Genomic DNA, 21,329 nt, shown 5'->3' with positions numbered 1-21,329 from the left:
AAGTGAGTAGAAGAATTGACTGACACCACTAATCACGACGAAGCGCAGCAACGCCAGCTGCAGCCCGATACTCCGATTGAGGAGGTCACACTCGAGCGCATTGCGGAGATCTTTAAGTCAGAGGGCTTGGAATACCGCATCGAAGAGCAAAAGACGCAGGACGGCCAAACGGTCAACCTTTTGCGCACCGGCTTCTCCAACGCCGCCATCGCCTTCCAGCTGGTTGGCTCGTCCCTCATCGTCGATTCCGTGTGGCGCGGTTCCGTGCCCGCCTCCGAGGGCCCCGCGCTCCTCATGCACATCAACGCCTGGAACCAGGATCACTTCACGCCGACGTTCCGCTTCTTTGAGGCTCCGGACAACGCCTTGGCGGTCTCCGGTGCGCGCGATCTCGACCTGACCCACGGCGCTTCCCGCAACCAGTTAGGCGCATTCGTCATGTCCACCCTGGATGCCGTGTTGCAGTCCTTCGAGTGGATTGAACAGCAGTACCCGCAGCTCGTCACCTGGAAGGAGCACAACCATGACTAATCCTGCGACTACCCCCGCCGAGGATCCGCACGCACTGCCGGAGGTCACCCTCGACCGCATTATCGAGGCAATGAAGACTTTCGACATCGAACTCGAGCCGGTCACCGGCCGCGACGACGCCGCTACCGCCAACCTCAACGGCCTGCCGTGCATGTTCGCTGTGCTGGAAAGCGTCGCCATCGTGCGCTGCGATGTGCCAACGGACGTCAACTACGCCAAGGCCGACGCCGGCCTTTTCCTCGCGGCTAACCAGATCAACTCCGTGGCCATGGGGGCACGCGCTGTCATCGCTGACTTCGACGGCATGCTGCTCGTGCGCACCGAGGCCGATATTCCGTGCGCGGCCGGCATGACCGACGAACAACTCGCGGCCGCGCTGCGCGCCTCCGTGGATGGTGTCATCAACGCCCAGAACGCCATGGTCGCCGCCGCCGAGGAGATGGCCAAGCTCGGTTCCGAATCTGCCGCACAGGCAGGCGAGGGAACCGAGGGCGCCCAGGGTGAGCAGCAGTGACCGATCTCCACGTGGTTGAGCCGGTCACCATCGACCGGCTGGCGCAGTTGTGCGAGCTTATCGACGCCGACTACGCGCTCATCGAAGCTGCCCCGGAGGAAGGCGACGCTCTCGGTGTCGGCGGCGACAACGCCCCCGCGCGCCGCGTCCTGCAGACCGGTGTGCCGCACATCGCGGTGCACTGTGACCTCGACGCGGAGGGCGACGTATTGAGCGCCTTCGCTTCCTGGGAAGGCACGCTTCCCGCGCACCTCGAACAAGACGTTGCTGCTGCCGTGGCGGAGCTGAACTGGGCCAGCGTGGCGCCCACCCTGAACTTCCTCGTCGAAGAGGACGCGAAGGGCAACGCGGAGATCCACCTAGGTGCCAACCGCGCCATGGCCGTGGGCGAAGGTCTGTCCTTGGCCCAGCTGGGGCATTTCCTGCTGAGCTCCCTCGCCAGCTTCGCGGAGATTTTCGACGTCGTGGCGCAGCGTTTTCCACAGGCAGTCACCTGGAACGAGGAGGAGTAGGAATGAGCCACAACGCTAGTGAAGGCACCGATCCTTTCGACATCCTGTCCGGGTCACCGCTGCCCGCCGTCAGCCGGGACAGCGTGCTGAGCGTGCTCAACGGTACGGAACTAGATATGGCGGCCACCGCGCACCCAGAAGACCCCACTGCTGCGGTTGCCCGCCTCAATGAGCTTGATTGGGTTATCACCGTCGACGATGGCCTCGTGCGCATGGAATGCGTGCTGCCGACGCAGCTCGACGCGGACATGCTCCCGGTCTTCCACGTCTTGTGCAACGAGTTCAATTCCAGTGCCTTCGATGGGCGCGCGCTCGTTGGCCTCGTTGAGGATGAGGTGGAGCTGCGTGGTGATGCCTGCTTCGTCACCACGGCGGGTCTGAACGAAGACCAGCTCTTTCACGCCCTCAATCTGGGAATTATCAATGCCCAGGAAGCGCTGTTGTCTGTCCTCGATAGTTTCAACGCCGCCGCCCGTGAACTCGCCAGCGACGTCGATGATAGGCAGAGCGACTAGTTCTTAGTCGGCGTCCTCGATGCGTTGGCGCTCCACGTCCGGATCGAAGTCGGGCGCTGGCCACTCGAGGTCCAGGTGGCGCAGAAGATCCACGATGAGGAACTTCAGCGCCATGCGGGCATACTTCTTGTTATCGGTAGGAATGACGTACCAGGGAGCATAGTTTTCATCCGTGCGCTGGATGGCGTCCTGGTAGGCCGCCATGTACTTATCCCAATAGGCGCGCTCCTCCACATCGGCGGGATCGTATTTCCAGAACTTGTCTTCCCGCTCCGTGCGCTCCAGCAGATTCCCCTTCTGGGCTTCCTTGGACAGGTGTAGGAAGATCTTGATGACCTTGACACCCTTCGCTGTCAGGTCGAGCTCATAATCCCGGATAGCCTCGATGCGGCGGTCCACTTCTTCTTCGTCGACCCACTCGTGCACGCGCTGAATGAGGACGTCTTCGTAGTGGGAGCGGTCAAAGGCCACAATCTGTCCCGGCTGCGGGTCGTGCTTGCGGATGCGCCACAAGAAGTCATGTTCCAGCTCTTCCTCGGTGGGCTTTCCGAAACCAACCGTGGTGGTTCCCTGCGGGTCGAAGGTGCTGAGCACGTGGCGAATAGCACCGCCCTTGCCCGAGGTATCCATTCCCTGCAACACAATGAGCACCGCTGGGGCGTCCTCACCATAGCTGCGACCGTTGGCAAAGAGCCGCTCCTGCAGTTCATAGAGCTCGTCATCGTACTTGGTGAAACGGGCATCGAGCTCGTCCTTGTCACCGTCGAAGCCGGGGGTTGCGGAGGCATCGACCGAGTCGATCTGAAAATTCTTGCCTGCGCGCAGGGAGAGCGCGTCTTCAATCTTGAACTTCGCCATGGGTCCACCTTACCCAGGCAGTGTTTTAAGCGCCCAGCGTGGAAAGACCGCGCAGCAGAGCACTCAGCGCTCCCAGGCTAGCCAGCGCCAGCGACAGCGTGTGGGCTTTCTCCCGCGAGACGTGCCCGGCGATCTTCTTGCCTACAAGGATGCCGACGCACATGCCGATTATTCCGCAAGGCCACACCAGCCAGTGCAGGCCCTCGAAACCGCCGGAGCCCAGGAAGTACTTCGTCAGAACAGAGGACAATCCGCCGATGACAAAGCAGGGTTGCAGGGTCGCGGCGAGGATTGACTTAGGCCACCGCGCAGCCTGGGCGTACACGGTGATGACGGGGCCGGCGACGCCGGCCAGGGTATTGGTAAAACCGCCCAAGATACCCGCGGAGATCGCGGGCCCCGTCCCCCGCATCTCTGGGACGAATTTGCGGCCGAAGACCACCACGCCCAGCGCGATCAACAAGGCGGCGCCCACGAGCACCAATAACGCCGAGGTATCGATGCGCGCGATAAGCAGCGCCGCCGGGATTGAGCCGAGGACCATGAAGGGGCCGATGCGCAGCCACTTATCCCACGCCACATTCTCGCGCATGGAATAGGTCGTGAGGATGGCGTTAATGCAGGCCAAAACGTTGATGACCATGATGCCTTCCACGGGGCCGAGGAAGAGCGTCAAGATGGGCCCGCCAATGAGGCCCAACCCCATGCCGGAGACTCGCTGCAGGCAGGAGCCGACTATGACGGTAACGAGGACGACGAAAGGTATTGCCAGTACAGACATGTCTCCTTAGCCTCGGTAGCGTTCCATTACGGCGGCCGCAACGTGCTCTGGGAACATACCCGTGACATCGCCGCCGTACTGTGCCACCTGCTTGCACAGGGAGGAGGAGATATAGCCGTACTTTTCATCAGTGAGCAAGAAGACAGTATCGATCCCGGAAAGGCGCCGGTTCATCTGTGCCATCGGCAGCTCATACTCGTAGTCCAAGGAGGAGCGCAGGCCTTTGACAATGGTGTCTATGCCATGGGCACTGGTGTAATCCACGAGCAGGCCGCCCCACCAGTCCACCTGGATCTCTGGCGCGACGGTACGGCGGATGAGATCCACGCGCTCCTCCACGCTAAACAGTCCGGACGGCTTATCGGGGTTTCCCGTCACCAGCACGGTGACCTTGTCAAACAATTCGCTGGCGCGGTTGAACACGTCAACATGGCCCAGCGTGATGGGGTCGAAAGATCCCGGGCAGACGGCGTGGGTGGGCATGGCTAATCCTCCTTGATTTCGGTCATGGCGGTATCTTCGCTACCCGCGTTGTCGCTGTAGTCACTGTCCTCAGCGCGGTGATAAATCGCCATATCAAAACGCGCAATGCCAAAGGTCCGCTTCTTGAGCTTCTGGCCGGTGGGCTCAAAGCCTTCCGGCCACTGCGTCTGCGGGGAATCCACATGGCGTTCGATGACGACGATTGCGGCATCATCCAACACCGGTTCGATCGCGGCCAACAGCCCATCCACATCATCGAACTCATAGGGAGGATCCGCGAGCACCATATCGAAATACCCGCGCGGGGCGGTCGCTAGATAGGACGAGGCCTTCATCTCGCGTACCTCGACGCGCGGGTGCTTCACCACCCCAATGTTGTGGCGGATGATCTTCACCGCCGCAGGATTGTTTTCCACCAAGACCACTTCCTCAGCGCCGCGGCTGGCTGCCTCCAGACCTAAGGCACCGGACCCAGCAAAAAGGTCCAGCACCCGGGAGTCGATGAAACCCCAACGCACGTTCAACGATGAGAAAAGGCCCTCGCGGGCACGGTCAGAGGTAGGTCTAGTCCCGGCTTCCGACACCTTGATGGTGCGCCCCCGGGCCTCCCCAGCGATGATTCTGGTCATGGCCTCTACCCTATCTCCCCTCAGCTGCGCGCGGTGACTGGCCTAGTTCTTCTCCAAAAACTCCTGCTCATCCGCACTCAAATTGTGTGTCAACTCCTCCGCTAGCTCGGGATTGCGCTCCACCAATGCGGCAGCATCAGCATGCGTGCGCTCAACAATGTCCCGATCATGGCTGAGATCGAGCAGTTTCAGAGTGCGCTTGGTGCCAGATTGCAGCGTTCCTAGGATGTCCCCTTCGTGGCGCTGCCGAAGATCCAGCTCCGCCAAATCAAAACCGGACGGCGTATCAGCTATGGCCTGGATGCGCCGGTAGGACTTACTGTCGGGCTCGGCGGTGGTATGCAGCAAGCACACGGAGTCGTTACCACCGCGCCCCACGCGCCCACGCAACTGGTGCAACTGCGAGACGCCAAAATTCTCCGATTCGCGGATGAGCATCACGGTGGCGTTGGGTACGTCGACGCCGACTTCGATGACGGTGGTAGCCACGAGGACGTCGATTTCCCCGCGGGCGAAGCGCTCCATGACCTCGTCCTTATCGGGCATTTTGCCATGCAGCATCTCCACCCGCAGACCCCGCAGCGGCAGGTTGCGCAGCTGTACGGACATCGTTTCCACGCCGCCCTCGCCTTCAATCCGCGGGCAGACGATATAGGCCTGGTGGCCCTTTTCTACCTCTTCGCGGATTCTCTCGATGGCGCGGCGTACCCATTCCGGTTTCCATTCGGGCACCACCGCGGACAAGATAGGCTTTCGCCCGCCAGGCAGCTCCTTGAGAGTGGACACGGCCAAGTCACCGAAGACGGTCATGGCAATCGTGCGCGGGATCGGTGTCGCCGTCATGACCAGAAGGTGGGGGCTCGTGCCCTCCCGGGTTTTGGTGCGCAGGCTATCGCGCTGCTCCACGCCGAAACGGTGCTGCTCATCCACGATGACGAGGCCCAAGTCAAAGAACTCCACCGTGTCTTGGATGATGGCATGCGTTCCGATGACGATATCGGCCTCGCCGGAGACAATCTCCAGCAACGCCTGCCGCTTCTCCGCTGTCTTCATCGAGCCGGTCAACACGGTGACGGTGACTCCTTCGGGAACGCTGGCGCTAATCGACGCCCCATGCTGCGCCGCCAGCACCTCCGTCGGCGCGAGCAGCGCGGCCTGCTTGCCAGCGTCGACCGCCTGCAGCATGGCGCACGTGGCCACCAGGGTCTTGCCCGAGCCCACCTCGCCCTGCAGAAGACGCATCATGGGCGCGGTGCCACACAGGTCCGCGTCGATCTCCGCGATGACGCGGCGCTGGCCCGCAGTCAGTTCAAAGGGCAGCTCGCTGAGCAGTTCGTCGCGGTAGCCCTCCAAAATCGCTGGCATCGGGGTTGCCGTACGCGCCTTGACATCGCGCTGGCGCAGGGCCATAACCAGCCCAATCGACAGCGCCTCATTGTATTTCAAACGTTGGATGGCGCGTTCGGGCCCGTGCTCACCCGGTTCGTGGATCTCGCGGACGGCTTGGTCCAGCGTCACCATCATGCGGTAGTCCAGTGGCTCCGGAATCGAAGGCGTATTTTCCAGCACCTTGTGGATAGCACCCATGATGTACCACGACGTCACCTTCCCGCTGGCTGGGTACACGGGAATCCACTCGCGCTGCAGGAAGGTCTCCAGCGACCCGAATTGGGAGAGCTTCTTCAGCGAGCCTGTCCCCTGCCCAGTCGTGCTATCCAGCAAGGATTCCTGATAACGGCCGGGGTCGAGGATGAGGAAGTCAGGGTGCTGCAGGCTGGGGTATCCCCGAAAGTACTTCAGCTTGCCAGACAGCATGACGCGCATGCCGCGCCCCAGCACGCGCTGCACGTAATGCGCGTTAAAGAATGAGGCTTGGACTCCACTATCCATGTAGAGGATAAAGACCATGGCTTTGGAGGTGTGCTTGACGCGGACATCCTCAATGACACCGGTGATGGTGACGTGGTCACCGTCCTCGGCACCGCCGAGGCCGACGTCCTTGTTGTGGCGGATGTAGTCGCGTGGATAGTGGCTGAGCAGCTCCCCGCACGTGGTGTACCCGAAGGCGCGCTTGATTGCTGAGGCATCCTTCTTTGCCAGAATCTCCGTCAGCGCACGGTCATCCTGCCACCCCAGCATGGCTTACTCCACCCCGATCTCGGTACGCAGCCCGGGAACCCGCAGCACCACCACGTCGACGCCCAAGAGCTGCGCCAGCTCGTCCTCATCGATCTCTAGTCCGGTGAGCACGGTGATCTGCTCCCCGCCGTAGGCCAATTGGCTGCAGCACGACGCCACAATCCCGTCGATGGATTCTGTATCCGGATGCACCACCCGCATCGAGCGTGCGGCATCCGCCATGGTGGCCACTGCCTCGGCGGTGTGGGTGGAACCCGGTGAGTAGACCGACAGCGCGGCGAGCCCGGAGACGAGGGAATCAGTCGGGATAAGCGTGGCTGTGCCGGGCGCACCGCCGTAGCCGTTGGGCAAGAAGAGATCACCCGCCTTCGCGGCGCGAGGGCCGTCGCCGGGCTTGACGGTATCCGCCCCGGCCTTTTCAAAAAGCTCGCGGGCGGCTCCTTCGGGCACTGCGGCGAAGATTCGCCGCCCGGCACGATCGATGGCCTGCATTTCGCCGGCCGCTGTATCTCCGGCGGAGGGAAGCACCTCGAGGCGCAGGTTACTGACTTTTCCGAGGCCATAGGCTTGTTCGATGACCGCACCGGCTTGGGAGCTATGGATGTGCACGCTCGCAGAATCCTCCGTGGCTCGCGCGATGACGAGGCTATTGCCCAACGGGTTGAGGGCCTCCTCGATCTGGGCGAGGTCTCCCTCGAAGAAGAAGATGACTTCAATCTCCGGGCCGGCCCCAGGCTGTGGCGCGGCACAGTTCTCTCCGTGAGACGGCAGCGATTCGCTCTGCGTGGGCTCTGCCCCTACAGTCTCTATAGCCACAGGTTCGGGGACGGTGTCTTCACCGGTGAGCTGGGCCAGCAAGCATTCCAACAAGATGACGAAGCCTGCTCCGCCGGCGTCTACGACACCGGCCTCGCGCAGCGCCGGCAGCTGGGAAGGAGTCTCCGCTAAGGCTTGCCGGGCGGCGTCGACCGCCGCGACCACAATACCGTGCAGTTGCGCGCCGGACTCCTCGGCGGCCTTACTAGCAGCGGCGGCCGAGGCACGCAGCACGGTGATGATGGTGCCTTCCACTGGGGAGGCCAGAGCACGGTCGACCAGCGTGACGGCCAGCGAGAGGGCATCCGCCAAGACCGAACCATCCACCCGCGAATCCGTCGTGGCGTCAGCCACCCCGCGCAATACCTGGGACAGCACCATCCCGGAGTTGCCGCGCGCTCCGCGTACCGAACCGATGGCCAGGGCTTCAGCCACGTCCATCTCGCCTTTATCGGCCTCCGCCAGGGCAGATTCCATGGTGTGCGCCATGTTGGATCCCGTGTCAGAATCGGGCACCGGGAACACGTTGAGGGCGTTAATCTCGGCGCGGCGGCGCTGTAGCTCCTTAACGGTTCGCGCGGCCCACTCGTGCAGGCCACGGGCATCCAACTCGGCGGGATAAGACATGTTGGTTAGTCTACAAGCGCCAGTCCACTGTCGAGACGCCACGGGCCTCTAAGGCCGCATTCGCCCGGGAAAATGGACGCGATCCGAAGAAGCCGCGTCGTGCTGACAGGGGTGAAGGATGCGGGGAGGTGATGCACTCCGTACCCGGCAGGAAGGCCTGGCAGGTTTGGGCATCGCGCCCCCACAAAATGGCCACGATATCGCGCCCCGCCAACGCTCTGATGGCGGCCTCCGTAATCGCTTCCCAGCCCATCCGCCGGTGCGAGCCGGCCTGGCCCGGGGCCACGGTAAGCACCCTGTTCAGCAGCAGCACGCCCTGGTCGAACCACGCCCGCAGGTCCCCATCCGCGCGACCGTCGATCCCGAGGTCATCGTGAAGCTCGACGTAGATATTCTGCAACGAGCGGGGAGCCGGCACCCCGGGGCGCGTAGAAAAGGACAAGCCCATGGCATGGCCCGGGGTGGGATAGGGATCTTGGCCCACGATGAGGACACGTACGTCGTCGAGGGGCATCGACAAGGCAGCGAAGACGTCCTCGGCCGGGGGCAGAAAGTCTTGGCCGATCTGCTGCTCAAGGCGCGGCAGATTCTCCTCCAGCGCCTGCCGGATGTGGGGCATCCACGAATAGTGAATACGAGAGGTATCGATGTGGCTCACGCAAATCCCTCCCAGCCCTCGCGATAGCGAGGCTCCTCTCCGCTGATGGTGACACCGGTACCGCGCATCACCCGGCCTACTTCCCGGAACCCAGAGGGAGCGGCCTTGTACGTGGTGGCCAACAGCGTGTGATCCTCCCCTCCCGTTAGGACCCATTCCCACGGATCGATATCAAGCACCGCGCCGGCAGCAGCTAGGAGCGGATCCGGGGCAATGGCTGCGCGGTCGAGGTCGATGCGCACCCCGGAGCGTTGTGCCAGATGCCCCACATCACGCACTAAGCCATCCGAATTATCTGTCATCGCGGTCGACCCCGTTGCCCGAGCGATAACCCCACGCCCTGGGCTCAGGGTGGGTGCACAGTGGGCGTCGATCAGCGGCCACAGCTCCTCTAGTTCCGGGGGCAGCGCGCGGCCAAAGCGCTGAAGCAGAGCAAGGCCCGCTCCGGAGTACCCAATCTTGCCGTGCGCCACCAGCTTTTGGCCCGCGCGTGCTCCATCTAGGGTCAGCGGCGCCCCACTTCCTCCCAAGGAGCCCATCGCCGTGACATTGATGACTAAGCTGTCGCTGCGGGTAAGGTCGCCGCCGACCAGCTCTGCGTTATAGACCGCGCAGCGCTCAGCGATGCCCTGCGCAATCCCCCGCACGAAATCCACCGGGGTTTCCCCTGGCGCGGCAATAGCCAGCAGTGCTGCGGTGGGCCGGGCACCCATCGCCTCGATATCGGCGAAATTACGCACGATGGCCTTCTGCCCGATTTCTGCGGCAGTCGACCAATCCCGGCGGAAATGCCTGCCTTCCACCATCATGTCTGTCGCTGCCACCGTGCGGGAATTGGGCGCTGCCGGGTACAGCACCGCGGCATCGTCACCGTTGAGCGCGCTCGGGGCAGCGGTGACAATCTCATGGATGACTTGCCGCTCACCGGCTTGGTCGAGGGTATGCGATAAACCCACCGTCACGGACTCCTTTGTGTTGCGCGGGCCACGCACTGTACGCGTGCGCACCGTCCACGTTCGTTCTTCCTGGACTATCAGCGATAGGATAAGCCCCTATGGATACCCAATTTAACCGCACCGCAATCTACGTCTCACTCGGGATCGCCATCGCGATGGTCTTCGCGGTGATTTTTGGGGCAAAATACGTCTTCACCACCGCTGCCCAGCAACCGGTGGCGCTGCCTCCCACCCCATCTGAGGCGGCGGATTCCCCCGAGTGCGCCGCCGTGGTCGATGCGCTGCCAGACAAACTACTGGGGTACCCACGCGTCGATCTTGTCGAGCCAGCTCCCGCGGGTGCTGCGGCGTGGGCGAAGAGCTCGGAGGACAAGATAACGCTGCGCTGCGGTGTTGACTTGCCGCAGCAATTTACTGAGTATTCCCAGACCGTCGAGGCCGACGGCGAATCCTGGCTGCAGGTCGTCGACGCCACTCCCGGCTCGAATCTCACGACGTGGTACAGCACCAAGCGCGTTCCCGCCGTCGCGGTCACCACCACCTCCGACAACGCGCGCGACGACGCCCCGGAGGGTCTCGGTGATGCTCTCGACCACTTGGAACAGAAACAGCAACAGCCCAATGCCGCTCCGCTATCGCAGCTGAAGGCGGGCCCGGATTCCATGTGCAGCCGGCTGGAAAAGGCCCTGCCGGAGACCCTCGCGGAGGGCTACTCGCGCCGCGAGGATGTCGGTGACAAGAACACCTGGGTCTACAGCGCGCCGGGCCAGGAAGAGATCGTCGTGCGTTGTGGTGTGGCTGCACCGGAGAACTACCGTGCAGGTGTCCAGCTTCAGCAGGTCAATGACGTGCCCTGGTTCGAGGACACCACCCTGGCGGAGGGCACCACGGCCGGCACGTGGTTCGCGCTCGGCCGGGCGGAGGATCTCGCGCTGTCTGCTCCGCAGGAGGCAGCCAATTCCGCGCTGGTGCGGCTGAGCGACGCCCTCGTGGCCGCCACCCCTTCCCAGTAGCAACCGCGGCCTGCTCCTCTACCGCCTGCCCTTCGCACTCAGCTGAGGGACTAGGCGGGCTAAGGACTAGGAACGCGCGAGCGCGGTTTGGATGAGGGTATCCAGCAGCTCGGCATAGCCCACACCCACGGCGGCGAATACCTGGGGGTACATCGAGATGGGTGTGAAGCCGGGGAAGGTGTTCACCTCGTTGATGCAGTAGGAATCCTCGCTGACGAAGAAATCCACGCGGGACAGGCCGGCAGCGCCCAGAGCACGGAAAGCCTCAATAGCGCGCTGGCGGAGCTCAGCGGTTAGTTCATCGCTCAACGGCGCAGGGATTTCCGCCGAAACGCCCTCGTCGATGTACTTGGCATCGAAGTCATAAAAGCCTTCTTCGGACTCCGTAGTGCCCAAAAGTTTGGCGGGAACGGAAGCCTGGAGGCTACCGTCTGGGTGCTCGAGGACGCCCACTTCCACCTCTGCACCGCGAATTTCCGGCTCGACAAGGACCTTCTCGTCGGACTCGTAGGCTAGGGCCAGCGCGTCCGCGAAATCCTCCCACGCCGAAACCTTGGACACACCGATGGAGGAACCACCGCGCGCCGGTTTCACAAAGACAGGCAGGCCGAGGCGCTCCTTTTGGGCGTCGCTCAGCGTGGCTTCCCCAGTGAGCACCTCCTGGGGCGCCACAGGCAGACCTTCCGCAACCAGCAGCTTCTTGGTGAACTCCTTGTCCATGCCCACGGCCGAGGCCAGCACGCCCGCGCCCACGTAAGGGATGCCGGAGAGCTCGAAAAGCCCCTGGACCGTCCCATCTTCACCGTAGGGTCCATGGAGAACCGGCACAATGACATCCACTTCGGTGTAGTGCTCATGGCGAGTGACGTTGTGGATGCGTCCGCGCGTGGCGGGGTTGAGGGAAAGCGCCAGCTCATCGTGCAGCTCTACCTCGGGCAGGCGCCCATCTACGATGCCGAGGCCCTCCCGACTGCCCTGAGTCCAGGTGCCCTCTCGCGTGATGCCGATCGGCACAACCTCATACTTGTCCGGGTCAAGGTGCTCCATGATTGCGCCGGCGGAGATGCACGACACTGAATGCTCGGAGCTGCGCCCGCCGTACACTACGGCCACGCGCACAGGATTCGCTTCAGTCATACCGAGCAACTTTACTCGGCTTTACTCAGCTTTCTTGGTGCGACCCATCAGAGCCACGATCATGTCGTCGACAGTCACGCCGCGGTGGCACACACCGAAGACCGCTTGGGTAATAGGCATCTCTACGCCCGCGCGCTGCGCCAGCCTAAAGATGGAATCGGAAGAGATAACGCCTTCCGCTACCTGGCCATTGGTGGCGGCTGTGGCTTCCTCCAGGGTGCCGCCCTGGCCGAGGCGGTAGCCAAAGGTGCGGTTGCGGGACAACGTCGAGCTACAGGTTGCCACGAGGTCACCCATACCAGCCAGACCAGAGAAGGTGAACGGGTCCGCTCCCAGCTTCACGCCGAGACGAGTAATCTCCGCGAGACCTCGAGTAATGATGCTGGCCATGGTGTTGTTTCCCAGCCCCTTACCCGCAGCCATGCCGCAGGCAAGTGCAATCACGTTCTTGCAGGCACCGCCAATTTCCGCGCCGATAACATCGGTGTTGGTATAGGGCCGGAAATAGGGTGCTGCGGCGGCATGCTGGACAGCCTTGGCACGGTCGGCGTCGCGGCACGCGATAACCGTAGCTGCCGGCTGCTCCTGGGCCACCTCCTTGGCCAAGTTGGGCCCGGAGAGCACCGCAATGCGGTCGGGGGAAACCCCTGCGGCATCGGCAATCACCTCGCTCATCAGGCTAAGGGTGGACTTCTCCACGCCCTTGGAAATCGATACTAAAGTTGCATCCTCCGGCAGCAGCGGCGACCATTTCTCTAGGTTGGACCGCAAGGTCTGCGAGGGGACGCCGAAGATGACGATGTCCGCATCCTCCAGCGCATCAGCTGGATCGGTGGTAGCGCGGATGGAGGCGGGCAACGGGAGATCTGGGAGATAATCCGGGTTCTCGTGGCGTGCATTGATGGCCTGGGCTAGCTCTTCACGGCGCGCCCACAAGCGGACGTCATTGCCGGCATCGGCAAAAACCTTTGCCAGCGTAGTTCCCCACGAGCCCGCACCCAATACTGCTACGTTCACTATGTGCCACCTCACTGTAGATTCCCGGTTTATCGGCTTTCCCCATTAAAGCACGCTCGGCATCAAAGCACGCTCGGCGCGCAAGGCTGCATCGCGGCAGTAAGTGGAGGAAAATGGAAAAGGTTAGAAGCTACTGGCGCAAAAGGAGCAGCATGCCCAAGGCAAAGAACATGCACGAGACGGACAAAGACATTAAATCCGAGGTCTTTATTTCCGGTCGACACCAAGAAGTGCCCGTCGATCCGGCCGATGAGTTTAAGCGCACGACCCTGGCCGCCGGTGCGGTTCTCTGGCGCGGTGACCCGCACGATCCGGAAGTCGCCCTCATTCATCGCCCGCACTATGACGATTGGTCACTGCCCAAGGGCAAGGTGGATCCGGGCGAATCCCTTCCTGTTACCGCCGCGCGCGAGATCCTCGAGGAAACCGGTTATACCGTGCGCTTGGGCAAACTCATCGGCAAGGTAGCTTACCCAGTACAAGGCCGCACCAAGGTGGTCTACTACTGGCTGGCGCGGGTGCTCGATGGCGAATACACCCCGAATCAGGAAACCGACGAGCTGCGCTGGATGAAGATCGATGATGCCTGCGCACTGCTCTCTTATGACGTTGATGCACAGGTCTTGGCCAAGGCAAAGAAGCGCCTGCGCCTCGCACCAACGACCCGCGTTCTCTACGTGCGCCATGCCCGCGCGCACCAGCGCCGCACCTGGGAGGGTGATGATGACCTGCGCCCGCTGGATAAGAAGGGGCGCCGCCAGGCGGAGATGCTCGTTCCGATGCTCACGCCTTTCCATCCGACCGCCATTTATAGCGCCCCGCCGCAGCGCTGCCAGCACACCGCTGCCCCGCTGGCCGATGAACTCGGCATGGACATCGCCGTTAACAAGGCTTTCGGCGATGATGTTTTCGTCGAATCTCCTGATACCGCCCGCGCCGCCTTTCAGCGCGTGGTCGACGGCGGCGGCGTTCCGGTTATCGTCAGCCAAGGGCTGACAATCCCCGGCATCATCGAGTCCTATGCACCGAAGTTCATTCAAGAACCAATCGAAGAACTCAAGTTCAAGAAAGCTTCGGTGTGGGTTCTATCCTTCAACGACGGTGAACTTACCGGAGCGGACTATCTGGCGAGCCCGCTTCCCGTGCGCTGAGCAGGGCATCGCCCACGTCCCTCAGGAGTTTCTACGCCGCCCTGCTGCCTTATTCAAACCGTGCTGCAGGGCGGCGCTGCATAGCGCGGGTGAACAGGACCATCCCCAAAGCCCAGATCGGGTAGGCGGCAAGGAAGCCGACGATGGGGATAAATACGACAAAGCTCGTGATGAGGGAACAGACCAGAATAAAGAGCAGCGACTGCCCTAGATTCTCCATGATTAGGTCGAGGGCCTCTCGGAAGCAGTCCATGAGAGGCTTATCGGGGTTATCAGCCTTGATCACGGGCGCCGGCCACAGGAGCCCATAGAGAATCAGTCCGGGGAAGCCACCCGCAATAGATCCGAGCGTTACCAAAATAAAGAAGCAAGCATAGACACCGGCACATCCGCTCAGCTGGGCAAACCTAAAGTAGTCGCGGAAGGTGACCTTCTCCCCATCGGCGATCTTCCGGGAACCATTGAAGAGGTTCGCCATCATCCAGCAGAGATAAGCGTAGGCGGCTAGCGCCATGACCACGATAAGAGGTATCCCCACGGTAGGAACCAGGGGTTCAATGTCCCTGCCGCTTTCTTCCATCGCTGCGGAGATGCCGCCTAAAACGGTTCCCGGCACAAGAAGAAGAGCAAAAGAGATAATGAGATGCACCAGCATGGCCAGCATCCCTGGCACAGGCTGCTTCAGGTAGCCCTTGAAGGTTTGGCCCACAATATCCATGGCGTCGATGGGCTGCGCGGGGCCCCGCCTGGTGGATTGCCAGGCGCGGCGCCGGGCTGGTGGTACCCAAAGCTTCCCGGCTGCTGGTAGCCGTAGCCGTTGGGTTGCTGGTAGCCGTAACTCCCAGACTGGTGATAGTCATAATCGCCATACCCACCTGCACCGCCGAACTGATTGCCACTGTCCCCGCTAAAGCTTTGATAAGGATTGCTCATGCCGAGGATGTTAACGCCGATATGTGTCCGGCGCCACAGGAGGCGGGGAACACTCCCACACCCCCATTGCTCACGCTAAGACGCCACGACGCGGGGCTTGAATGCCGGGCGTGCGGATTCGAAAGCCTCGATATCGTCCTCATTGCGCAGGGTCAGCCCAATGTCGTCGAGTCCCTCCATGAGGCGCCAACGGGTGTAGTCATCGATCTCAAAGGTATAGCTGTTGCCGCCGACGGTAACCGTGCGCGCTTCCAAATCCACGGTGGTTTCGGTTTCACCGGACTCCAACTGCTTCCAGATGAGCTCGATGTCTTCTTGCTCCATGAGCCCCGTCAGCAGCCCGGCCTTACCAGAGTTGCCGCGGAAAATATCGGCGAAGCGGGAGGAAAACACCGCCTTGAATCCATACTCAGCAAGCGCCCACACCGCGTGCTCACGAGAAGAACCGGTACCAAAGTCCGGACCCGCGAAAAGCACAGAGCCTTCCTTGAACGGTTCCTGGTTGAGAATGAAGTTCTCGTCGCTGCGCCAGTTAGAAAACAGGCCTTCGGCAAAGCCAGTGCGCTTGACGGACTTCAGATAGCGCGCAGGAATGATCTGGTCGGTATCCACATTGGAAACTCGCAGCGGAACGCCGACGCCAGTATGAGTTACGAACTTCTCCATTGTCTTTTCCCTTTCCTTAGGCGCCGGCTACGGCGGCATCGTCGATATCAGCTGGTGCGGCCAGGTGGCCCAGGACTGCTGTCGCCGCGGCAACGGCCGGGGACACCAAGTGGGTACGGCCACCGGGGCCTTGGCGGCCCTCAAAGTTGCGGTTGCTTGTCGACGCCGACCTCTCCCCCGGCTTCAGCTGGTCCGGGTTCATACCCAGGCACATCGAGCAACCCGCGGTACGCCATTCAGCGCCGAAATCGGTGAAGATCTTGTCCAAGCCTTCCTCCTCAGCCTGCGCCTTGACCACGGCCGATGACGGGACCACCATCATGCGGGTATCAGCCGCGATACTGCGCCCCTTGACCACCTCGGCGGCGGCGCGCAGGTCCTCGATACGAGCGTTCGTGCACGATCCCAGGAAGACAGTGTCGATCTGGATATCGCGCAACGGCGTGCCCGGCGTGAGGTCCATGTACGCCAGGGCCTTCTCGACTGCGGCCTTCTCGCCGTCGTCCCCGCACTCCTCCGGGTCGGGCACCGCAGCGCTCAACGGCAGACCCTGGCCCGGGTTGGTGCCCCAGGTGACAAACGGGGTGAGGGCGGAGCCATCGATCTCGACGACGGTATCGAACTCGGCGCCTTCGTCGGTCGGCAGCGTCTTCCAGTATTCGACCGCTGCGTCCCAGTCTTCGCCCTGCGGGGCGAACTCGCGGCCCTTGACGTACTCAAAGGTTGTTTCATCCGGAGCAACCATGCCAGCGCGGGCACCAGCCTCGATGGACATGTTGCAGATCGTCATGCGCGCTTCCATCGACATCTTGCGAATGGCCTCGCCGCGGTACTCGATAATGTGGCCCTGGCCGCCGCCAGTGCCAATCTTGGCGATGATAGCCAAGATCAAGTCCTTGGCGGAAACACCTTCCGCCAGCTCACCGCTAACCTCGATAGCCATCGTCTTGAAAGGCTTGAGCGAAAGCGTCTGAGTGGCCATGACGTGCTCAACCTCGGAGGTACCGATGCCCATGGCAATGGAGCCGAAGGCGCCGTGCGTCGAGGTGTGCGAGTCACCACACACAATGGTCATGCCGGGCTGGGTGATACCCAACTGCGGACCAACGGTGTGGACAATGCCCTGCTGGGCATCACCCATCGAATGCAGGCGTACGCCGAACTCCTCGCAGTTCTTGCGAAGGGTAGACACCTGTGTACGGGAAACTTCGTCCTTAATCTCCAGGAGATTTCCGGTCTTTATACCCACGGTGGGAACGTTGTGATCCTCCGTGGCTAAGTGCAACTCAGGGTGCCGCATCGTCCGTCCAGCCAGGCGCAGACCGTCGAAGGCCTGCGGGCTGGTAACTTCATGCAAGAGCTGGAAGTCAATGTAGAGGAGATCAGGCTCGCCGTTCTCCCCCTTGCGCACGACATGGTCGCGCCATACCTTCTCTGCGAGTGTCAATTTCTCAGTCATGTTTCTCTCCACTTGAAATCTCAATTAATGGGACGTAGATTTCATTATATGGGAGAGTATAGCGCAGTATCAGGAATAAAGGTATTGGATCGCGCAGTTGCCATCATGATGGCCGCGACCAACCGCCCCTCCACGCTTAACGAGCTTTGTGAGACCACCGGCCTGCCCCGAGCAACCGCACACCGTCTCGCCACAGCACTCGAGGCACACCGGATCCTCACCCGCACACCCGACGGAAAGTGGGGTGCGGGCCCCGCCCTTCCCGGCAACCGCGATCGCATCATTGAAACCGCCGGGCCCATCATGGAAGAGCTCCTTGAGGCCACCGGTGAGTCCGTACAGCTCTATGAGCTATCTGGAACAACCCGCACGTGCATTGCTACACGCGAGCCGGAGATTGGCCTGCACAACGTCGTACCCGTCGGCCGCCAGCTACCCCTTACGTCCGGCTCAGCCGCCCGCATCTTCGCAGCTTTTGCGGATGTACACGTTCCCAATGCCCTCTTTAGCGAGCACGATGTCGAGCTCGCGCGCACCAACGGCTACTCCGAATCCATCGAGGAGCGCGAGTCGAATCTCGCTTCCATCTCCGCACCAGTTTTCGACGGCGCCGGAAACTTCATCGCCGCGCTCTCCATTTCTGGTTCGGCCGAGCGCTTCCGTCCCTCCCCAGCGGAGAAATTTGCGGATGTACTGGTCAGCGCTTCCAACCGGCTGAGCGCCGCCCTTTCCAACAGCGCACCGAACAATGGCAACCGCTAAGACCGCCGACGGCTAGGCCTGCAAACTCCGCCCCCAGATACCTCTAAATACTCAAACCAAAATACATTGCGAGGCCACGCAGTCCTTCTGGGCCCACGCTGCTTGTCGAGGACAACGCCTCACCCTTTTCCTGCGCCACCCGGATTGGATTTCCTGGTTCCCGGTTGGGACGTCGCGGTACCCAACCTTGGTGCGGCAAGCGCGCCAGTTCATCCGCGTGTGGCATCCGTGCATAGTTTGAGAAAATTACCGTCCGGCCTTCTCGATTGGTCTGGGTAATCCCCTGGTAAATACCCACCACACCTGGCTGCCCTGGAACGGAGACTGCTCCACCGCTATCCCCTGGTGCCAGCGACACGTCGACCGCATAGTTCATTCCAGGAAAGAGGCCTGGCCCCCGCACCGCAGTACCGCATTGACGCGACGTGGCCTGCCCGTCGAAGCACACAGCTGCTCCTTCGCCTGGGACCGGCGCCATGCCATCCCCTGTCAGGGGGTTTCCGGCCGAGTACGTTCCGCCGGCGAACTGAATATAGGCCAAGTCATGCCCTGCCGCCCCAGAAGGCTTGAACCAACGCAAGGTTCCTACGTGCTGGCCCGCTTCGTTATACATCTGCTCCCCGTTGAGACCGCAGTGGGCCGAAGTCCACGCCCGGCTAGCCTCAACATAACCGACACTGCACAAGGTGCCATCAGCAGCAGCAACCTTTTGCCCCTGCCTCACCGGCACACCCTCGGCAGCCGTTGCGGGGGTAGCAAGAGCAATGGCTAGCGAGCATGCACCAACCACAGAACCAAGGCCGGAAGCAAAAAGCGAAAGGCGACGCTGAGGAGACTTATTCATCATACTCTCACTCTAGCCTGTTTCACCCCACATACACCTCACGCCCCGCACGTCACTCTACTAACACCCCCTAGCACCCCCCCACTAATGAAACTGAGTTAAAAACACGCTTTACTGACAGTGACAGCTACTGAAAACTGATTGAAAATCCCCAGCCTTTCAAGGAGGAGTCATGACCCACACCATTCACGACGAGCACACGCACACCCACGGCGAAGGCTGTGGCCACGTCGCATTCCCGCACGACGATCAGACTGACTACGCCCACGATGGCCACATCCACCGCGAGCATGAAGGCCACTGGGACGAGTGCGAGACATCCGAGCACACCGTTCACGAGGGCCACGACCACGAGCACGGCGAAGGCTGCGGCCACGTAGCCGTCCCGCACGGCGATCACGTGGACTACCTGCACGATGGCCACCGCCACGCAGCGCATGATGGCCACTGGGATTGCCACTAAGAGCACTCCGGATTCCGTTTTTCTGAGCTGCCTAGCCCGCGCCCACGATGCCGGGCTTGGGCAGCTCTCCCCGTTTTCTCCAGCGCATCTCGGCACATCCCGTTAGGGTGGAACTTATGACTTCCACGCGCACCCTCCGACCCGTCGCAGCTTTTGCAGCCATAGCCACCGCCGGTGTTTTAACGGTTGGATGCTCCACGTCATCCGACATGGCAGCATCGTCAGGCCCGGGCGAAGTATCGGGTGAGCCAACTTTCGAGAACACATACCCAGCCTTTCAGCCGCTCAATGATGACGCTGAACTTCACGTTCCCAACTCCGCCGACGAAGGAGCCCCATCCGGCCCCGAACCGACATTGCCCGGCACCGCAGCCGATCAGCCTGGGGGCCAGCCTCAACAGCCGGATACTCAAGCGCAGAGTGTGCAAGGGGCCCAACCAGGCGCAGGCCAGCACCAGACCGCTCAGGCTGCAAAGATGTCCACCTACAATAGCCTCTCCGGACAGCTTCCCCAAGGCGAAGCCAACGGCGCAGCAGTCAACGTTCACGGCACACCCGCCACGGTGTGCCAGATGGGCGATGGCTATAACATCGCCTTCGTCATGGCCGGCGCAAACACTAGTTGCGATTTTGCGCGCTCCACAGCCGGCCGCTTGATGACCTTAGCCCCAAGCTCCCAGGATGACCTCCGCGCCTATATCCCCGCACAGGTAACCGTCAACAGCTCGGTCACACAGCAGAACTACTCATTGACGTGCAACATTGATGAGCACGAGGTGATTCGCTGCACGGGCGGTAATAGCGCTGAAGTCCTCATTGTCTAGACTGGCTTAAGGGACATTTCGTGTGGATAAACCGGTACGGTTTCCTGGAACAGCCTGGGATAATGCGGTGATCTTGATTTTGAATCGGTTCCAACAGCCCGATCGATGGAATCAACACCGGATAGTCCTAGGTCTGTGATAGGAGGACTGCAGCTGGTGCGGTAAGGCCAATTCCTATGGCTAATAGGAATCGACCGTCATGTGACATGTGCGGGCACGGACTGGTTAAGAACGGCAAAACCGCGGCAGGAACCCAACGCTGGCTGTGTCCTCAGTGCAACGTTTCATCGATTAATACCCGCGCACGCGCCAGCGAGATTCGGCACTTCAAAATCTTTATTGACTGGATTCTTTCCGGTGAATCCGCAGACCATTTAGCTAAACGCCTTGGGGTAACCAGACGAACGTTGACCCGATGGTTCAAGCTTTTGTGGTTTATCACCGTGCCCACGTCTACTGACCCCTATCGTGTCTACGACCAGGTCTTTATCGACGGCACCTACTTTCACAAGAAATGCCTGCTGGTCGCCTGCACCAATACACACGTCATCGCCTGGCATTGGTGCCTGCGCGAAAGCTCATACGAGTACCTAAAGCTGCTCGACAAAATCGCGCAACCACTTATCGTCACCACCGACGGGGCAGGCGGAGCGCTCAAGGCACTGCGCATTAAATGGCCCGACGTGAAAATCCAGCGGTGCCTAGTTCACGTCCAGCGCAACACTTTCGCCGATATCAGCCGCAACCCGATTCACCCAGCGCATAAAGCAATCCGGAAACTGGGCTACATGCTTGTTCAGGTACACAACCGTGAAGATGCTGCGCGGTTTACTGCTGCAGTCCACCACACCCGCATCACCTTTGCTGATTGGCTTAAACAGCGCACCTACCGCAGTGCTATACCGGCAGGCCAAGTACCGAAATGGGTCAGCGCTAACCAGAAATGGTGGTACACCCACCGCAACGCCCGCAGGGCTCTAAAACGTTTGGAAAAACTCATCCACGCCGGACAATTATTTACCTTCCTTGACCCGCCTGAAG

The 21,329-nt window shown here is 61.4% G+C and carries 24 protein-coding genes; 10 read left to right on the top strand and 14 right to left on the bottom strand.

What is annotated here, in order from left to right; all coding sequences use genetic code 11:
* Positions 1-15 precede the first annotated feature (15 nt).
* From HMPREF2932_RS10240 to HMPREF2932_RS10225, 4 genes are read left to right on the top strand one after another with little or no spacing between them, the layout of a single operon-like run.
* Positions 16-531 carry a YbjN domain-containing protein gene (locus HMPREF2932_RS10240; protein ID WP_046649083.1) on the top strand — a complete coding sequence of 172 codons (516 nt, stop codon included), beginning with the start codon at positions 16-18 and terminating at the stop codon, positions 529-531.
* Positions 524-1,045, top strand: coding sequence for a YbjN domain-containing protein (locus tag HMPREF2932_RS10235; protein WP_070511708.1), 522 nt, complete (start codon positions 524-526; stop codon positions 1,043-1,045). The genes HMPREF2932_RS10240 and HMPREF2932_RS10235 overlap by 8 nt, the downstream gene beginning before the upstream one ends.
* Positions 1,042-1,557, top strand: a complete 516-nt coding sequence (locus HMPREF2932_RS10230; protein ID WP_049156560.1) for a hypothetical protein — start codon at positions 1,042-1,044, stop codon at positions 1,555-1,557. The genes HMPREF2932_RS10235 and HMPREF2932_RS10230 overlap by 4 nt, the downstream gene beginning before the upstream one ends.
* 2 nt (positions 1,558-1,559) lie before the next feature.
* Positions 1,560-2,072 (top strand): hypothetical protein, encoded by a 513-nt coding sequence (locus tag HMPREF2932_RS10225; protein WP_071410097.1) that lies wholly within the window; start codon positions 1,560-1,562, stop codon positions 2,070-2,072.
* A gap of 3 nt (positions 2,073-2,075) precedes the next feature.
* Here HMPREF2932_RS10225 and HMPREF2932_RS10220 read toward each other — a convergent pair whose 3' ends face one another.
* The 8 genes from HMPREF2932_RS10220 to HMPREF2932_RS10185 are packed head-to-tail and all read right to left on the bottom strand — an operon-like array spanning position 2,076 to position 10,025.
* Positions 2,076-2,930 (bottom strand): PPK2 family polyphosphate kinase, encoded by an 855-nt coding sequence (locus tag HMPREF2932_RS10220; RefSeq protein WP_071410096.1) that lies wholly within the window; start codon positions 2,928-2,930, stop codon positions 2,076-2,078.
* A 25-nt stretch (positions 2,931-2,955) separates the two neighbouring features.
* Positions 2,956-3,711, bottom strand: a complete 756-nt coding sequence (locus tag HMPREF2932_RS10215) for a sulfite exporter TauE/SafE family protein (protein ID WP_049156553.1) — start codon at positions 3,709-3,711, stop codon at positions 2,956-2,958.
* A gap of 6 nt (positions 3,712-3,717) precedes the next feature.
* Positions 3,718-4,194 (bottom strand): pantetheine-phosphate adenylyltransferase, encoded by a 477-nt coding sequence (coaD, locus tag HMPREF2932_RS10210; RefSeq protein WP_046649077.1) that lies wholly within the window; start codon positions 4,192-4,194, stop codon positions 3,718-3,720.
* A 2-nt stretch (positions 4,195-4,196) separates the two neighbouring features.
* Positions 4,197-4,823 carry a 16S rRNA (guanine(966)-N(2))-methyltransferase RsmD gene (gene rsmD, locus HMPREF2932_RS10205; protein ID WP_071410095.1) on the bottom strand — a complete coding sequence of 209 codons (627 nt, stop codon included), beginning with the start codon at positions 4,821-4,823 and terminating at the stop codon, positions 4,197-4,199.
* A gap of 42 nt (positions 4,824-4,865) precedes the next feature.
* On the bottom strand, positions 4,866-6,962 hold the full coding sequence (locus HMPREF2932_RS10200) for an ATP-dependent DNA helicase RecG (RefSeq protein ID WP_049156549.1): 2,097 nt from the start codon (positions 6,960-6,962) through the stop codon (positions 4,866-4,868).
* A 3-nt stretch (positions 6,963-6,965) separates the two neighbouring features.
* Positions 6,966-8,405: a DAK2 domain-containing protein gene (locus HMPREF2932_RS10195; protein ID WP_046649075.1), complete on the bottom strand. Its 1,440-nt coding sequence runs from the start codon at positions 8,403-8,405 to the stop codon at positions 6,966-6,968.
* Positions 8,406-8,415: 10 nt separating this feature from the next.
* On the bottom strand, positions 8,416-9,024 hold the full coding sequence (locus tag HMPREF2932_RS10190; RefSeq protein ID WP_158395598.1) for a uracil-DNA glycosylase: 609 nt from the start codon (positions 9,022-9,024) through the stop codon (positions 8,416-8,418).
* 35 nt (positions 9,025-9,059) lie between these two features.
* Positions 9,060-10,025: a thiamine-phosphate kinase gene (locus tag HMPREF2932_RS10185; protein WP_102233886.1), complete on the bottom strand. Its 966-nt coding sequence runs from the start codon at positions 10,023-10,025 to the stop codon at positions 9,060-9,062.
* A gap of 92 nt (positions 10,026-10,117) precedes the next feature.
* Here HMPREF2932_RS10185 and HMPREF2932_RS10180 point away from each other — a divergent pair, with 92 nt between their 5' ends.
* Entirely contained in the window at positions 10,118-11,032 is a 915-nt protein-coding gene (locus tag HMPREF2932_RS10180; protein WP_046649072.1) for a DUF3515 domain-containing protein, read from the top strand.
* Between the two features lie 66 nt (positions 11,033-11,098).
* Here the strand turns inward: HMPREF2932_RS10180 and HMPREF2932_RS10175 are convergent, their stop codons facing one another.
* Positions 11,099-12,169: a D-alanine--D-alanine ligase family protein gene (locus HMPREF2932_RS10175; RefSeq protein ID WP_046649071.1), complete on the bottom strand. Its 1,071-nt coding sequence runs from the start codon at positions 12,167-12,169 to the stop codon at positions 11,099-11,101.
* A gap of 21 nt (positions 12,170-12,190) precedes the next feature.
* Positions 12,191-13,189, bottom strand: coding sequence for an NAD(P)H-dependent glycerol-3-phosphate dehydrogenase (locus tag HMPREF2932_RS10170; RefSeq protein WP_071410135.1), 999 nt, complete (start codon positions 13,187-13,189; stop codon positions 12,191-12,193).
* A gap of 149 nt (positions 13,190-13,338) precedes the next feature.
* On the opposite strand from HMPREF2932_RS10170, the gene HMPREF2932_RS10165 reads away from it, so the two are divergent.
* Positions 13,339-14,337, top strand: a complete 999-nt coding sequence (locus HMPREF2932_RS10165) for an NUDIX hydrolase (RefSeq protein WP_070511690.1) — start codon at positions 13,339-13,341, stop codon at positions 14,335-14,337.
* A gap of 49 nt (positions 14,338-14,386) precedes the next feature.
* Here the strand turns inward: HMPREF2932_RS10165 and HMPREF2932_RS10160 are convergent, their stop codons facing one another.
* The 3 genes from HMPREF2932_RS10160 to leuC form a co-directional block, all read right to left on the bottom strand.
* On the bottom strand, positions 14,387-15,055 hold the full coding sequence (locus tag HMPREF2932_RS10160) for a hypothetical protein (RefSeq protein WP_246818662.1): 669 nt from the start codon (positions 15,053-15,055) through the stop codon (positions 14,387-14,389).
* Between the two features lie 290 nt (positions 15,056-15,345).
* Complete coding sequence (leuD, locus tag HMPREF2932_RS10155; protein WP_046649069.1) at positions 15,346-15,936, bottom strand: 3-isopropylmalate dehydratase small subunit; 591 nt, start codon at positions 15,934-15,936, stop codon at positions 15,346-15,348.
* 16 nt (positions 15,937-15,952) lie between these two features.
* Positions 15,953-17,395, bottom strand: a complete 1,443-nt coding sequence (gene leuC, locus HMPREF2932_RS10150) for a 3-isopropylmalate dehydratase large subunit (protein WP_070511685.1) — start codon at positions 17,393-17,395, stop codon at positions 15,953-15,955.
* Between the two features lie 48 nt (positions 17,396-17,443).
* Here leuC and HMPREF2932_RS10145 point away from each other — a divergent pair, with 48 nt between their 5' ends.
* Complete coding sequence (locus tag HMPREF2932_RS10145) at positions 17,444-18,157, top strand: IclR family transcriptional regulator (protein WP_071410094.1); 714 nt, start codon at positions 17,444-17,446, stop codon at positions 18,155-18,157.
* A 43-nt stretch (positions 18,158-18,200) separates the two neighbouring features.
* Here the strand turns inward: HMPREF2932_RS10145 and HMPREF2932_RS13265 are convergent, their stop codons facing one another.
* Entirely contained in the window at positions 18,201-19,004 is an 804-nt protein-coding gene (locus tag HMPREF2932_RS13265; RefSeq protein WP_084739022.1) for a chymotrypsin family serine protease, read from the bottom strand.
* A gap of 169 nt (positions 19,005-19,173) precedes the next feature.
* Between HMPREF2932_RS13265 and HMPREF2932_RS13260 the strand changes: the two genes are divergently transcribed.
* The 3 genes from HMPREF2932_RS13260 to HMPREF2932_RS10130 all read left to right on the top strand — a co-directional run.
* A complete protein-coding gene (locus tag HMPREF2932_RS13260; RefSeq protein ID WP_084739021.1) occupies positions 19,174-19,464 on the top strand; it encodes a hypothetical protein in 291 nt (96 codons plus the stop codon).
* Positions 19,465-19,580: 116 nt separating this feature from the next.
* Positions 19,581-20,288: a hypothetical protein gene (locus HMPREF2932_RS10135; RefSeq protein ID WP_236659275.1), complete on the top strand. Its 708-nt coding sequence runs from the start codon at positions 19,581-19,583 to the stop codon at positions 20,286-20,288.
* A 176-nt stretch (positions 20,289-20,464) separates the two neighbouring features.
* Positions 20,465-21,329 (top strand): IS1249 family transposase (locus tag HMPREF2932_RS10130; RefSeq protein WP_071410093.1); only part of this gene is annotated, 865 nt, incomplete at its 3' end.

This window comes from Corynebacterium sp. HMSC074H12 (genome assembly GCF_001813755.1).
In the GTDB taxonomy this organism is placed as follows: Bacteria; Actinomycetota; Actinomycetes; order Mycobacteriales; family Mycobacteriaceae; genus Corynebacterium; species Corynebacterium hiratae.
The sequence above is the reverse complement of the archived record's forward strand: the minus strand, read 5'-3'. Positions and strand labels throughout refer to the sequence as shown.

Coding starts and splice junctions, on each gene's coding strand:
- HMPREF2932_RS10135 (WP_236659275.1), top strand. CDS start 19,581: ATGACTTCCACGCGCACCCTCCGACCCGTCGCAGCTTTTGCAGCCATA.
- HMPREF2932_RS10145 (WP_071410094.1), top strand. CDS start 17,444: ATGGGAGAGTATAGCGCAGTATCAGGAATAAAGGTATTGGATCGCGCA.
- HMPREF2932_RS13265 (WP_084739022.1), bottom strand. CDS start 19,004: ATGATGAATAAGTCTCCTCAGCGTCGCCTTTCGCTTTTTGCTTCCGGC.
- HMPREF2932_RS10190 (WP_158395598.1), bottom strand. CDS start 9,024: ATGCCCCACATCCGGCAGGCGCTGGAGGAGAATCTGCCGCGCCTTGAG.
- leuC (WP_070511685.1), bottom strand. CDS start 17,395: ATGACTGAGAAATTGACACTCGCAGAGAAGGTATGGCGCGACCATGTC.
- HMPREF2932_RS10160 (WP_246818662.1), bottom strand. CDS start 15,055: ATGGATATTGTGGGCCAAACCTTCAAGGGCTACCTGAAGCAGCCTGTG.
- HMPREF2932_RS10200 (WP_049156549.1), bottom strand. CDS start 6,962: ATGCTGGGGTGGCAGGATGACCGTGCGCTGACGGAGATTCTGGCAAAG.
- HMPREF2932_RS13260 (WP_084739021.1), top strand. CDS start 19,174: ATGACCCACACCATTCACGACGAGCACACGCACACCCACGGCGAAGGC.
- HMPREF2932_RS10235 (WP_070511708.1), top strand. CDS start 524: ATGACTAATCCTGCGACTACCCCCGCCGAGGATCCGCACGCACTGCCG.
- HMPREF2932_RS10225 (WP_071410097.1), top strand. CDS start 1,560: ATGAGCCACAACGCTAGTGAAGGCACCGATCCTTTCGACATCCTGTCC.
- leuD (WP_046649069.1), bottom strand. CDS start 15,936: ATGGAGAAGTTCGTAACTCATACTGGCGTCGGCGTTCCGCTGCGAGTT.
- HMPREF2932_RS10165 (WP_070511690.1), top strand. CDS start 13,339: ATGCCCAAGGCAAAGAACATGCACGAGACGGACAAAGACATTAAATCC.
- rsmD (WP_071410095.1), bottom strand. CDS start 4,823: ATGACCAGAATCATCGCTGGGGAGGCCCGGGGGCGCACCATCAAGGTG.
- HMPREF2932_RS10220 (WP_071410096.1), bottom strand. CDS start 2,930: ATGGCGAAGTTCAAGATTGAAGACGCGCTCTCCCTGCGCGCAGGCAAG.
- coaD (WP_046649077.1), bottom strand. CDS start 4,194: ATGCCCACCCACGCCGTCTGCCCGGGATCTTTCGACCCCATCACGCTG.
- HMPREF2932_RS10180 (WP_046649072.1), top strand. CDS start 10,118: ATGGATACCCAATTTAACCGCACCGCAATCTACGTCTCACTCGGGATC.
- HMPREF2932_RS10215 (WP_049156553.1), bottom strand. CDS start 3,711: ATGTCTGTACTGGCAATACCTTTCGTCGTCCTCGTTACCGTCATAGTC.
- HMPREF2932_RS10175 (WP_046649071.1), bottom strand. CDS start 12,169: ATGACTGAAGCGAATCCTGTGCGCGTGGCCGTAGTGTACGGCGGGCGC.
- HMPREF2932_RS10195 (WP_046649075.1), bottom strand. CDS start 8,405: ATGTCTTATCCCGCCGAGTTGGATGCCCGTGGCCTGCACGAGTGGGCC.